Below are 12,830 nucleotides of genomic sequence, written 5' to 3' on the forward strand. Positions count from 1 at the left end.
TTTATTGCGCTCGTGCCGCACGATCCGGTTTCACCGCTCGCCGCGGCCGCATTCGCACGCGTACCTGGCGGAAAATGCCTGGCCACGTGCTCAGACAATTCACCGACGATACTAGCCGCGCCCGATGCCCGCCACGTCGCGCGCTCTTCGCTCGCGCAGCGCTGCGATCGCAACGCGCGGGGGCCGGACTATCGACAAGACGTCGGAACGAAAACGTCAGCCGTGGTGCACAGACGAAAGCTCAGCAATAAAGCCGTGACTTTGCAGACGCGAACGGACTCTGCGAATTACTCGCGTACTGTCGCATGTCGAATGTGTGCACGCGCACGCACAGTCAGGAACGTGGCACATACACTCTTCTCTGAGGCCAGGTGGCGTTTCGTGACAGATAGGACGGAATATGAAAGTGGCGATCGTGCACGATTGGCTGGTCGCTCCCGGCGGCGCCGAGAAAGTGCTCGAGCAGATCATCGAGTGCTTTCCCGACGCCGATGTTTTCAGCGTCGTCGATTTTCTCGAAGATCGCACGCCGCTTGCCGGTAAGCCGGTCACCACATCGTTCATTCAACGCCTGCCGTTTGCGCGCACCCGGTATCGCGCCTATTTGCCGTTGATGCCGCTTGCCGTCGAACGCTTCGATCTGTCGAGCTATGACCTGATCATAAGCAGTTCTTGCGCGGTCGCGAAGGGCGCACTGGTCGGCCCACATCAGACGCACATCAGTTACGTGCATTCGCTGATGCGGTACGCGTGGGATCTGCAGCATCAGTATCTGCGCGAAGCGAATCTGTTGCGCGGGCCGAAGTCGTGGGCCGCGCGGGTCTTGCTGCATTATCTGCGCGGCTGGGACGCGCAGTCGACGAATGGCGTCGACCGTCTGATCGCGAATTCGCAGTCGGTCGCGCGGCGCATGCTGAAAACCTATCGGCGCGATGCCGCGGTGATTCCGCCGCCCGTCGATGTGAACGAATTCGAACTGTGCGCCGAGAAAGACGATTTCTATCTGACCGTGTCGCGGATGGTACCGCACCAACGCATCGATCTGATCGTCGAGACGTTCAACGCCACGCCGCAGCGCAAGCTGATCGTGATCGGCGACGGGCCGCAGATGGCGTCGATTCGCGCGAAAGCCGGCCCGAACGTGACGGTCCTCGGTTATCAGCCATCCGGCGTACTGAAGGATTATCTGGCGCGCGCGCGCGCCTTCGTGTTCGCCGCCGAGGAAGACTTCGGCATCGTGCCGCTCGAAGCGCAGGCCTGCGGCACGCCGGTCATCGCGTTCGCCAAGGGCGGGGCACTCGAAACGGTGGTGCCGGTCGGCGACCCGCATCCGACCGGCGTTTTCTTCGCGCGTCAGACGGCGGTGTCGGTGCTCGACGCGATCGACCGCTTCGAGCGCCTGAGCTCATACATCACGCCAGCGGCCTGTCGCGCGAATGCCGAACGGTTTTCGGCGCAGGTGTTCCGGCGGGCGTTCATGGCGGAGGTCACGCGCACAATTGCGGCCGTCGCTCAGGGTCTACCGGCGACGGAGCTGGGAGAGCACGTGACGTGGGCAGAGCCCGATCTAGCGGCCCGGGAACTGGGCATCGCCAGCGACACGGCGCCGAAAAGCAGGTGGAGGCAATGAGGTGAGGGTCTTTCGCTGTTCTCGCCTCGTGGAGTTTTCGATAGGAGAGAAAAAGGTTTTCGTCGTCATGCAGTGATTTCGCAACAGGCAGTAACGAGCCGTTCTGACCAACGCGTCCGGGCGGCTATTGGTGTGGGCGCGTCCGCTTCGCGCTTTGTGTCGGCAGTGCATATCGCGTCTCGCGCGAAACGCACTGCGCGTGCAAGGCGAGCCGCGGCGGGCCATTGTCAAGCAGGCAGGACTGGACTTCAAAAAACGACATCGGGGTGCGCGCCACGCGCTACGGGCGAGATATTCGCTGGCGCGGCATGCCTCGCGTGGCCATAACGACCTGAAGCAGACGTTCGCTATCGTGACCGCTGAATGACCTCACTGCGAAGTTTCGCCGTGCTGGCAATTCGGCGTGCCACGGCGATTCACTACAACAGGCAGTCGTCATTCGCGCGTCACCGATTAACGCGCCGACGGCTTTTGGACGAGGACGAATTTAAACTCATGAATGCCGATCGCCTTCCGGGACCCTTTCCCGACATTGCCGCAACCTGGGCTGCGCTGAAGAGCCAGTTGCCGATCACGCCGATTCGCACCGAAGAGGATTATCACCAGATGGTGCGCATCGCAAACTCGCTGTCCGATCATCTAAGTGGCGACGACAACGATCCACTCGCCGATCTGCATGCGATCGTGAAGGAGCTGGTCGGTCACTGGCAAGCGCGCAATCTGACGATTCCAAAAGCGGAGCCGCGCGAGGTCCTGCGCCATTTGCTGACCACGCATGGTCTGAAGCAGAAGGATCTGGCCGGCATCGCGTCGCCGACCGTGGTCAGCGATATTCTCGCGGGGCGCCGCGCGATCAGCAAGAAAGTCGCCAAGGCGCTCGCGGTGCGGTTTCAGACCGACGTGAGCCAGTTCCTGTAACGGCGGGATCGCGCGACGGACCCCGTCCAGGACGGGGTCCGTCGCGGCTCGTTGTCTTGCGTCAACGATGGCGGCTGTCGATCGGGCCGCCGGAGTTGGCGTTTCTATTTGCTATTTGCTATTTGCTATTTGCTACTTGCGGCGCACCGCAGCGCCGGCACGATGACCGGCACCGTCGGATGCGATTGCATCGATGGCGTGATCAGAACGCGTTGCGGCCGACAAAGCCCTTGAAAATCGTGATGAAGACGATCTTCACGTCGAACCAGAACGACCAGTTCTGGATATAGAAGAGATCGAATTTGACGCGCGCTTCCATCTTCTCGACCTTGGTAGTCGCGCCGCGATAGCCGTTGACCTGGGCCCAGCCGGTGATGCCGGGCTTGATGCGGTAACGGTGCATGTAGCCGTACACCTGATCCTTGTACAGATCATCGTGTTCGATCGCATGCGGACGCGGACCCACCACCGACATCTGACCGAGCAGCACGTTCAGAAACTGCGGCAGCTCGTCGAGACTCGTGCGGCGCATGAAACTGCCGAGCTTCGTCACGCGCGAGTCGTTGCGGGTCGCCTGGGTGATCTGACCGGCCTGTTCCTTGTGCACGGTCATCGAGCGGAACTTGTAGATGCGGAACGGCTGACCATCGACGCCCTTGCGGATCTGCCGGAAAAACACGGGTCCCGGCGAAGTGAGCTTGATGCCGACCGCGAGCACGACGAACAGCGGCGCGAGCGCGAACAGCGCGAGCGCGGCGAACAGGCGATCGAACATCAGCTTGGGCCACATCTGCGGCGGCGAGAACGGCGTCGCGCTCAGATTCAGCGTCGGCAACCCGACGACATCGACGATCGCATGATTGAACAGCGACAGACTGCGTACGTCGGGGATGAAGCGCAGATTGACGAAGTCGTGTCTGAAGGTGCGCGTGAAGCGGTAGATCGTGTGTTCCTCGGAAAGAGGCAACGCGAGCCACACTTCGTTGACGCGTTCGTCGCGCACCTTCGTCGCGAACGCTTTCAGATCGGTCAGCACGGGTAGGCGCGCCAGACGGGCGCCATACGCGCCGGGGCCTTCCACGCTGGTGTCGAACACGCACACTGGTTTGAAGCCCGCTTGCGGCGCATGCTCGAGATGCGCGAGCAGCGTGCGCGCAAAGCCCGGTGCGCCGACGATCGCGACGGTGCGCGCATTCATGCCGCGGCGGCGCACGAAGCGCAGCACCAGCTGCATGATGCAGCGGGTCGCGATGATCAGCGCGCCGGAGATCAGCGTCGAATATCCGAACCAAAGGCGCGACACCGCATCCGTCCGATGCAGCGTGAACGCGAGCACGAGCGAGGTCGCGACCACCACGACCCACGCGGCGGCGATTCTCGCGAGCACTGGCGCGAGCGCCTTGCCGCGCCACGTCTCATAGGCGCCGAAGCCCGGAAACAGCAGCAGAACCAGCACACAGTTGAACGCAATCAGAAGGCGCTGGGTATCGCCAAACGGGATTGGCGCGGGAAAGCGCATCGAGTGGGCTAGCAGACCGCCTGCAATGACGAAGAGTACGTCGAGACATCGAGAAATAGCCCTGAACATAGGCAAATCGACCCCGGTCATCGAGCGGCGTGCCGCTTATTCGACGGTCTCCGCCTGGCGCAGGCGCGGTAGCAGACGATCGAATTCGCGTTTCACGAGGCCGTAGCATTCGCACGCGCGGGCTTCGAGGCCCTTGCGGTCGAGCACCTTGATATGACCGCGGCTATGATGAATCAGGCCTTCGTCGTGCAGCTTGCCGGCCGCTTCGGTGATGCCTTCGCGACGCACGCCGAGCATGTCGGCGATCAGCTGCTGCGTGACGGTCAAATCGTTCGACGCGACGCGATCCACTTCGATCAGCAGCCAGCGGCATAGTTGCTTGTTGAGCGCGTGATGGCGATTGCATGCGGCGGTCTGCGCAACCTGGGTCAGCAGGGCGTGCATATACAGCAGCATCAGGCGGCGCAGAAAGTCGGACCGCGCGAACTGCTGCTTGAGCGCCTGCGCGCTCATCCGGTAGGCGAAGCCCGCGCATTGCACCTGCACGCGGTTGGGCATGGTTTCGCCGCCCGTCAGGACCGGCACGCCCGTCATGCCTTCGCGGCCGACCGCGGCGATCTCGACGGAGCTGCCGTCTTCCATCGTCGAGAGCATCGAGATGATCGCCGTGGTGGGGAAGTACACGTGATGGATCCGTTGACCCGAGTCGCACAGCAGTTGCTCGGTGCGCAGATGAACCAGTTCGAGGTGCGGGGCCAGCGCTTGCCATTCGTGCGACGGCAATGCGCCCAGCAGATGGTTACCGTGCAAATCGGATTGAAGTGTCAACATGATCGGTCCTCGCATGAAAGTCGCGCCTCGCGCGCCTCTCTCCGTTTATTTGATCCGATGCCCGCATCCTCGGGACAGGGCTGCCCGGCGAGCAGCTAGGATGAACAGCATCGGCCCCGTTTTAGGCCTGTCTGCCACCGCGTCTGTTGTTGCGCTCGTGTGCGGTGGCACTCTGTTGCGTGAAGGTAATAGCGAGGACCGTGCCAACGTTAGAGAAAGCGCGTGCTGATGCGGCGCAGCGAACAAACCCGGAGGGTAGCCGGAGAGGAAAAGCGGCTTTTTGTTTCAGTTCTGCACACCCCCTCAGGATGGGGAATGCATCGGATGAAAGCTTTGGGTTTCCGGGAATCCCTTGATATCAAAGGCTTCACGGCCAAAAACAGGAGGGCTGTCGAAGCTGTCTCAGATTTGAACCTGGCGCCGCATGCACGTTTTGAAGCGCTCCTCCTAAAGTGCCGGAAATGATTCAGAAGTGTTAAATGGAGTGCGTACGCTGCCGCACCCAAGGCCTTTCAGACCTGCTAACAGTCGCGTTCGAGCCAACAGTGAGTGCGCGGAGCAGACAGTTCGAGAGGTGCGAAGCGGGCTTTGGTGCGCCTCGCGGGCGCGCGACTAGTTCGGAATGACCACTAGCCGTAGAAGATGGCGGAAAGCGCATTGATCGCGCGGACTTCCCCCTGAGGTGCCGCGCTTGTTTCATCCACTTTAAAGGCCGCGTTTGATGCAGGTGCAACGACTTCTTGCGGCGACGCGGCGAACGCGGTCGGCAGCAGCGGTTCGAACGCATGCAGCGGCACGATACAGCGCCGGTTCGGCGCGAGATGGAACCAGTCGCGCGCCGCACGATAGTGCGGGTCAATGATATGAACGAAGCGCGCAAAGCGCTTCGTTTCGATCGCCAGCTGCCAGCCGTTGCCGTCGCCACGACGTTCGACCTGGACCGTCATACCGAGCTCATCACGCGCGTGCACGCTACGCTCGGGCAGATGAAACGCCTCGGACACGATCTCACCGCTCGCGGCATCGTATAGCGTTGCAATCGTGACATCGTGCGCGCGTGGGCCGAAGCGGTAGGCATGCGTGAGATCGAAGAACTGGCCGAGCAGCGCGGCCGCGCTGATGCGTTGCAGGCTACGCGGGGCAAGCGCCAGCGCGCGGCGCGCGGACGTGACTTTCACGCTGCCGTCGCGAAGACAGACCAGTTCGAGTTCGCCGCTAAACGTTTGCGCGCGCTCGTTGATCAGATGGATATCGAGGCCGTTCAGGCCTTCGTCGGTCAGCGTGACCTGCAACGGCTGCAACGTCTGCGCGAAGCCGTGCAGCGCGCTTTTGGGCCGTCCCGTCGCGTCGATCATGCCCCAGCCCGCGCCCGCGCGCAGATCCTGCAACTGCCACACGAGGCCGCCGCCGCACGGTGACCCCGCGCGCCGCCACTCGGCGAACACGTCGCCGATCAGTTCGGCAACCACCGCGCGCGACAGATCCAGATAACGCGCCGTGTCTTCATAGCGCAAGCGTGCCGGCTCGACGCCGTAAAGCGCCTGCAGATAATGATCGCGCACGTCGTCGAAATCCCAGCCCGCGCCAGCATCACGCGGCACGGCGGCCTTCCAGCGCGGATCGTGCGCGTGGACCGTGCCGAGTGCGTCGTGCAGCGTCGCGTCGTCGGGGACGTTGGCGAATGCCAGGCATTCGGCGGCGAAGCGCACCTGCGCGCGGCGCACGTCGGCGAGCGGACGCTGATACGCGCCAACGCCGTAGTAGTGCGTGACGCCCTCGCTAGTCGAAAACGGCCACGCGCCGCCCGAGGGCGAATTGCTGACATAGGGCACGTCCTCGCGTTCGCGTGCGACGAGCGCGGGCAGCAGCTCGGTAAACAACGGCTGCTCGCGCCGCGCCGCAGGCAGTCCGAACATCGCCGCCTGCTGGTCGACCTCGCTGCCGCCGCACAGCACCGCGAGCGACGCGAAGCGACGCGTGCGGGTCAGGAACTGGCTTGCTTCGCGCTCGATCAGTGCGCTGAATGCGGCATCGTTCGGGTAGTCGAAATTGGCCAGTGCGAAGTCCTGCCAGATCAGCAGGCCGTACTCATCGGCGAGTTCATAAAACAGATTTGATTCATAGAGCATCGTGCCGCCGACGCGCAGCATGTTCATGCCGGCGGCGCGCGCGAGCTCGAACGTATGGCGCAATTGCGTTTCGGTGCCTGCCAGCGTGACGAGATCGGCGCTGGTCCAGCACGCGCCGCGACAGAACACGGGCACGTCGTTCACGCGCAAGGTAAAGCCCGCGGCATCGGCGCCGCGGTCCACTTCGATACGGCGAAAGCCGATCGAGCCCAGAGGCTGACAGATCACGTTGACGTCGGCGAGCTGCAACGTCAGAGGATATAAACTGGGCTCTCCATGCGTATGCGGCCACCAGCGTTTCGCGTGGGGCACGCGCACGTCGCCGGTGAGTGTATATGCATCGTGCCATTGCAAACACGAAACATGGTTGCCGCACGCAAGTGTCGCGCGGCAGGTGGCGACGTCGTGGGGGTGTACGAAACGTAACGTCAACGAAACAACCCCATCGTCGTGCTCGAGCCGGCTGGTCAGATCAATCGTGTCGAATGCGTGCGGCGCGTCGCCGAGCATCTCGATCGGACGCCACGGACCGACCGCCTGAATCGACGGACACCAGCCGGGCATATGGCCGAGCAGCGTGGTGCGCACGTTGCGAAGCGTCGGCGGCGACACGAGCCGAGGGCGCCAGCGTGCACGCGAGCGTTTGGCCGCCAATGCCGGCGTCAGCGAGCGAAAGCACAGCACGAGCGTCGCACGGCCATTCAGTTCGATATCGAGATCATGGGTGATGAACATCGATGCGCAATCGAGCCGCTTCACATCGTCGAGCCACACTTGCGCGAGCGTCGCGAGTCCATGAAATCGCAAGCGGCGCCGACCGGTGCCGATCAGCGTGAGGCGATACCAGTGATCGTCGAACGCGAGCGGTGGCGGGTGATCGACATCGAGCAGCCCGGCGGCGCGCCGTGCGCTCGCGACGGTGCCGGGTACGGGCGCGGCGAGCCAGCCTTGCGCGGGCAGCTCGAGCGGTGACGCATAGGCGTTGGGTGGGGTGCTCAGACAGGCCCAGCCGGTATCGAGCCGTTGCGGCCATAGCGAGGGCGAGGCGAGGGCAGTGCTTGCGTCGTGCGCTTGCGCGCTCGCGTCGGCCGCGCGCGGACGGCCGGCGCCGCCCTCGTCAGCCGCCGGATCGAGTGTCGATACATCCACGGTCAATTCCCGGAAAAACCGCGCGGCACGAAGCGCGCGCATCAACGCATCAACGCATTAGCGCACCAGAGCGGCTAGCGGCGGCAGCGTTTGTTCATAAGCGCTTTCAAGCACGTCGAAGCAGTCTTCGCAGCTATCGCGACGACCGCGCGCGAGCGCGCGAATGAGCCGGAACTGCATCACCATCGACTCCGACGCGATGCGCTGCGCGGCGGCCGGTATCGTCGGCGGCATCTCGAAGCCTTGCGCGGACAGCCACTGCAGATACTTCGACAGAAACTCGAAGTTCGCACCGAGCTGCCGCATCAGATTGAACGAGTACAGATGGAAGTAGGCCTCGTCGCGCTCGAACAGCGTGTCGAGATGCGCGGGAAACGCGGCACGCCATTGCGAAATCGGATTGCTCAACGGACGCCGCTCCAGATGCGCGCACAGCAGTTCCGCCGACGCCTCCGCTAGCGCGGTGCCTTCGAGCGCAGGCCGCGCCTGCTTGGCGAACTCGACGTACGGAAACAGCAGATCGGGCTGGCCGGTGAAATGCGGCAGCTTGCGAAACACGCCGTCGTAGTCGTCGCCGTCGAGCTGGTGGTAGCCGGTGTTGTGGAAATAGCCGAGGCGGCGCGCGGCGGTGTCGACGAAGTCGATGCCGATCGTGGTCTTCGGATGCTCGCTGCGATACGAAGTTGCGCGCGTATCGGGCAGGTAGTAGCCGTCGACTTCGACGAGCACGGTGTGGCCGCGCAGCGTCTGCGCGAGCACGCGTTCTTCGAGCGAGTCGTAGATCGCGAGCTCCTGCACCTGGGTGCCGTACAGCCGTTCGAGATCATCGAGCGGAAACTTGAAGAACGTGAACTGATCGCCTTCGAAATCCTGCGTGACGGTGAACGCGAGCGCCGCGCGCGGATCGAGCCCGAAGCCATGCAGCAGCTCGATCCACAGATCGACATAGCAGTTGGTCTCCTGCCACACGCGTTCGCCCTGATGCAGCGCGTGCGCTACGTGCTCGCGCAATTGCGTGCCGGCACGAGGCACCGCATGGGTCTGCTGATGCGTCGGTGGATCGCCTGCGCGTCGCGGCAGCGACGGGTTGGCGAGCGAGCCGGCAAGCGCCGAGGTCGGCGAGGGATTCATGCGCTCTCCCCGACGACGGTCACGGTTTGCGTAGGTTGCGCAGCCTGCAGCGCATCCGCGACGCGGGTTGCGGTATCGCCCCACAGCAGCGCGCGCACGTCGTCGGGCCACGCGTCGACCTCGAGCCCATGATGACGGAACAGCGCGAGCGTGATGCGCTCCATGCCGAAGCCGACACAACCCGTATGCGCGGTCGTGCCGTCTTCGCAGGCGATCTTCCAGATCGCGCCGAAGTGGTCCATGTGATAGTTGAACGACAGGCACGCCGTCTTGCCGCGCGGATCGGCGACCGCGATCAGCAACTCGAACTTCAGCGCCTGCGCGCGCTGGCTATCGGCGACGATCTTGCCGCCGCGGCCGAAGAACGGATCGTTCGCGAGATCGACTTCGACGGGCAAGCCGAGCAGCTTCACGAGCAACGAGCCGCGCTCGATCCACATCTGCCGGAACGCCATCACCTGTTCGGGGCTACCCAGACGCACGTATTCGCGTTGACGGAACATCTGCATCCGGCCCGGATCGAGCGATGGCTCGTGGCGGAAGCAGTACGACAGCACGTCGACCGTGCGGCCGTCGGCGGGCAGGGGGCCGCGTCGCGCCAGCACCGGATAGATCGGATAGCAGGCGGCCGGCGTCAGCACGACGCGCGTCGGTTTCTGTTGCGCGAGCCACGCGTCGCCGCGCTCGTCGTTGCTGTCGGCCATCGCATCGTCGAGCGCGCGCAACAGACGGTGGTGGCCCATGTCGTCGCCGCAGAACGAATGGATGGTGCCCGCGAGATTCGGAAAGCTCTTCAGGTACTCGCTATCCTCGAAGTCGGTACGGCGCATCGCGGGCGGAAACCGCAGTACTTCGGCTCGCTGATCTTTGCCGAGATGCGTGATCGCGACGTTCAATCGGTCGATCACGTCCTCGAAAATCTGGCTGCGGCCATACAGCCCGTTTTCGCCGGTATCGATCAGCAGGCCGGCGGCCAGCATCTCGTCGCGCAGCGTGAGCGAAGGCCCCACGTCGGCGGCGCTGGCCGCCGCAGCAGTGGCGGCAGCGGCGGTATCGGTCGTCAGCTTCATTCAGGGTCTCCCCGGCGCGGCAGGACGTTGCGCGAGCAGCAGACTCGCGGTGTTCTGCGCGATACGGTCGTTATTGATCATCAAGGGCGCCGAGTGCAGGTCGCGCAGATGGCGCCCGACGCTATAGGGCGTGCCGTTCTTGTAGCCCGCCATGCCGCAGATCATCAGCACTTCCTGTACGACCTGCAGCGCGGTGGTCGAAATGCTGGTCTTCAGCGTGTTCATGTCCGACGCGAAACCGAGCATCGCCGCGAGCGGCGCGTCCGCCTGGATTGCGCCTTCGCGCGCCTGATGCGCGGCGCGCGCAGCCTCCAGCGCGACCGACAGACGCGCCTGCATCATCTGCATTAGCCCGACCGCTTCGGCCAGCCGCAGTCCCGCCGGCGGCATCGTGCCGGGCTTCGCGCGCGCCTGTGCGCGGAAGAACGCTTTCGCGCGATTGACCGCGTCGATCGCGATGCCGGTCCACACCGACGCCCACAACGTGTGCGATACGGGCAGCATGGTCTGATCGGCAATGTCGGCGAACGGCGTCGCGAGGATCTGTTCGGCCAGTCCCGTCGCGACGAGCCGGAAGCCCTCGCTGCAGGTGCCGCGCATGCCCATCGCGTCCCAGCCGCCGCGTCGCTCGAGCCGCGTTTCGGCGCGCAATGCGACGATCAGTACCTGGTCGGACGCGGCCGCTTCGGCGGTGCGCCGCGCGGTCACGAGGATGCCGTCGGCGTGCGCGCCGTACGAGATCGTCGGTGCGAGCTTTTCGATCCGAAAACGCGCGCCATCGAGCTCGACCGAGCACGCGCTCGTGCGCATGTTGCCGCCGATCGCCTCTTCCGATGTCGCCGACGCGAGCAGCCATTGCTGCTCGGCCAATTGTGCGAGCAGGCTCGCTTGCCAGGCCGAGGTGCCGCGATGAGAGTCGATGCACGCGACCTGGATCTGATGCATCGCATAGATCATCGCCGTCGATGCGCAGCCCTGGGCGAGCGTTTCGCAGATCGCGCCGATATCGGCAAGCGACAGGCCCGCGCCACCGAAAGCGGTCGGCACCATCGCCGACAGCAAACGCTCGGCCTTCAGCGCGTCGAACGCCTCGACCGGAAAACGCGCGTCACGATCGACGGCGTCCGCGTACTGCGCGGCGATCGCCGCGCAACGATGCGCTGCAGCGCGCCATTCGGGGCCGCTGTCGAGCGCGGTCAGCGCCCCGCTGGCAGGGCCTTGGCCAGCGCCGGCCTGTGCGTCGGTAGTCGAGTTCGCGGCCGCCTGATCCAGCAGCGGCGCACTCATGCTGCCGCCTTGGCCTGCTGCAACTCCGTGATCGCGGCGGCCATCGAGTCGATGCTCGAGAACAGGCGGCGCGTCAGCATACGGTCAGGAATTTCGACGTTGAATTCGTCTTCCATGGCAAGCATCAGATGCACGGTCGCGAGCGATGAGAGTCCGGCAGCATAGAGATCGGCGTCGTCGGCGAGGCTTTCCACCGGGACATCCAGGCGTGCGGATTCTGAAAGGATGCGTCTCAATGCAGTTTTCATGCAGTGCTCCCCCTTATGGTCAAAGGTCTGCCGATGGGTGCCGGGATCGAATGATCGTGGGCGCCTGATTTTCGTAGGTAGGTTCGTGCGGTGCGAAGACCGCAGTGTGTGCGCGATGGTGCAGTGCGGTGATGCAGGCGGGGCTGTGTGGAGCCATCTGCGATACCGGGGGCACGTGGTGAGACTGCGCTTCATTGGCTCGTATTTAAGAATCGGCAACCCCGAGCGTCAGTGCGATGGCGCACGGAAGCACGTCTTTCGCGCAGGCTACCGTGTAGTCGATGATGAGGGACCGTCATGGATCGGCCTGCTGTCGCGCACGGCAGGCATCGCCGGTTTCGCCAAGTATTTTGACCGCCGGGGGCGTGATGAACTGGAAAACGCTGGAGTTCGATCAGCTATCTGCACGTGAGTTGTATGTCGTGCTGCGTGCGCGCAGTGCGGTATTCGTCGTCGAGCAGTCGCATGTGTGCCTCGACGCGGACGGTCGCGACGAGCAGGCCTTGCATGTGTTCGCGGTCGACGACATGGCGCGGCCGATGCCGGTGCTCGCCTATGCGCGGGTGCAGCCCGGCGATTCGGAAGATCCGGAAGTCACGATCGACAAGGTGTTGACGAGTCCGCTGCGGCGCGGCGACGGCACCGCCGAGATGCTGATCGAGCGTGTGCTCGAAGCGGTCGCAGAACGCTGGCCGGGCCGCGCCACGCGCGTAAGCGCGCCGCTCGGTTTGCGTGGGTTTTACGAGCAGTTCGGCTTTCGCAAAACGGAGGGGCCGTACCTCGAACACGGTATCCCGTTCATCGGTCTCACGCGTCAGGTGCGCGGCGCTCAGGCGCGCTTCGGGCAGCGGCGCCGCGAGCGCGACGGCGCATCGTTCGTCAATACGTTCGAACTGTTGTGATGCCGGG

10 protein-coding genes are annotated in these 12,830 nt (G+C 64.1%); 3 read left to right on the forward strand and 7 right to left on the reverse strand.

Annotation, left to right across the window (positions count from 1 at the left end; all coding sequences use genetic code 11):
• The first annotated feature begins 400 nt into the window (after positions 1-400).
• Positions 401-1,630, forward strand: a complete 1,230-nt coding sequence (locus tag GCT19_RS10730) for a glycosyltransferase family 4 protein (protein WP_152851889.1) — start codon at positions 401-403, stop codon at positions 1,628-1,630.
• A 495-nt stretch (positions 1,631-2,125) separates the two neighbouring features.
• Complete coding sequence (locus tag GCT19_RS10740; RefSeq protein WP_041734613.1) at positions 2,126-2,548, forward strand: helix-turn-helix domain-containing protein; 423 nt, start codon at positions 2,126-2,128, stop codon at positions 2,546-2,548.
• 202 nt (positions 2,549-2,750) lie between these two features.
• Here the strand turns inward: GCT19_RS10740 and GCT19_RS10745 are convergent, their stop codons facing one another.
• From GCT19_RS10745 to GCT19_RS10775, 7 genes are all read right to left on the reverse strand, one after another.
• Positions 2,751-4,136, reverse strand: coding sequence for an undecaprenyl-phosphate glucose phosphotransferase (locus GCT19_RS10745; protein ID WP_152851891.1), 1,386 nt, complete (start codon positions 4,134-4,136; stop codon positions 2,751-2,753).
• A 36-nt stretch (positions 4,137-4,172) separates the two neighbouring features.
• Positions 4,173-4,907, reverse strand: a complete 735-nt coding sequence (locus GCT19_RS10750; RefSeq protein ID WP_006048767.1) for a Crp/Fnr family transcriptional regulator — start codon at positions 4,905-4,907, stop codon at positions 4,173-4,175.
• Between the two features lie 629 nt (positions 4,908-5,536).
• Positions 5,537-8,227 carry a glycosyl hydrolase 2 galactose-binding domain-containing protein gene (locus GCT19_RS10755; protein ID WP_152851892.1) on the reverse strand — a complete coding sequence of 897 codons (2,691 nt, stop codon included), beginning with the start codon at positions 8,225-8,227 and terminating at the stop codon, positions 5,537-5,539.
• Positions 8,228-8,242: 15 nt separating this feature from the next.
• Positions 8,243-9,316: a DUF1839 family protein gene (locus GCT19_RS10760; protein ID WP_018432148.1), complete on the reverse strand. Its 1,074-nt coding sequence runs from the start codon at positions 9,314-9,316 to the stop codon at positions 8,243-8,245.
• Complete coding sequence (locus tag GCT19_RS10765; RefSeq protein WP_018432147.1) at positions 9,313-10,386, reverse strand: amino acid--[acyl-carrier-protein] ligase; 1,074 nt, start codon at positions 10,384-10,386, stop codon at positions 9,313-9,315. The genes GCT19_RS10760 and GCT19_RS10765 overlap by 4 nt, the downstream gene beginning before the upstream one ends.
• A complete protein-coding gene (locus GCT19_RS10770; RefSeq protein WP_152851894.1) occupies positions 10,387-11,673 on the reverse strand; it encodes an acyl-CoA dehydrogenase family protein in 1,287 nt (428 codons plus the stop codon). It lies immediately after the preceding gene.
• Positions 11,670-11,921: an acyl carrier protein gene (locus GCT19_RS10775; protein WP_026228036.1), complete on the reverse strand. Its 252-nt coding sequence runs from the start codon at positions 11,919-11,921 to the stop codon at positions 11,670-11,672. The genes GCT19_RS10770 and GCT19_RS10775 overlap by 4 nt, the downstream gene beginning before the upstream one ends.
• Positions 11,922-12,289: 368 nt before the next feature.
• Between GCT19_RS10775 and GCT19_RS10780 the strand changes: the two genes are divergently transcribed.
• Entirely contained in the window at positions 12,290-12,823 is a 534-nt protein-coding gene (locus tag GCT19_RS10780; RefSeq protein WP_013089254.1) for a GNAT family N-acetyltransferase, read from the forward strand.
• The last annotated feature ends 7 nt before the right edge of the window (positions 12,824-12,830 follow it).

The sequence above is a fragment of the Paraburkholderia atlantica genome (assembly GCF_009362785.1).
Lineage (GTDB): Bacteria > Pseudomonadota > Gammaproteobacteria > Burkholderiales > Burkholderiaceae > Paraburkholderia > Paraburkholderia atlantica.

Excerpts from the sequence above, each read along its gene's own strand:
- GCT19_RS10730 (WP_152851889.1), top strand. The coding sequence starts at position 401 with ATGAAAGTGGCGATCGTGCACGATTGGCTGGTCGCTCCCGGCGGCGCC.
- GCT19_RS10740 (WP_041734613.1), top strand. The coding sequence starts at position 2,126 with ATGAATGCCGATCGCCTTCCGGGACCCTTTCCCGACATTGCCGCAACC.
- GCT19_RS10745 (WP_152851891.1), bottom strand. The coding sequence starts at position 4,136 with ATGTTCAGGGCTATTTCTCGATGTCTCGACGTACTCTTCGTCATTGCA.
- GCT19_RS10750 (WP_006048767.1), bottom strand. The coding sequence starts at position 4,907 with ATGTTGACACTTCAATCCGATTTGCACGGTAACCATCTGCTGGGCGCA.
- GCT19_RS10755 (WP_152851892.1), bottom strand. The coding sequence starts at position 8,227 with ATGCGCGCGCTTCGTGCCGCGCGGTTTTTCCGGGAATTGACCGTGGAT.
- GCT19_RS10760 (WP_018432148.1), bottom strand. The coding sequence starts at position 9,316 with ATGAATCCCTCGCCGACCTCGGCGCTTGCCGGCTCGCTCGCCAACCCG.
- GCT19_RS10765 (WP_018432147.1), bottom strand. The coding sequence starts at position 10,386 with ATGAAGCTGACGACCGATACCGCCGCTGCCGCCACTGCTGCGGCGGCC.
- GCT19_RS10770 (WP_152851894.1), bottom strand. The coding sequence starts at position 11,673 with ATGAGTGCGCCGCTGCTGGATCAGGCGGCCGCGAACTCGACTACCGAC.
- GCT19_RS10775 (WP_026228036.1), bottom strand. The coding sequence starts at position 11,921 with ATGAAAACTGCATTGAGACGCATCCTTTCAGAATCCGCACGCCTGGAT.
- GCT19_RS10780 (WP_013089254.1), top strand. The coding sequence starts at position 12,290 with ATGAACTGGAAAACGCTGGAGTTCGATCAGCTATCTGCACGTGAGTTG.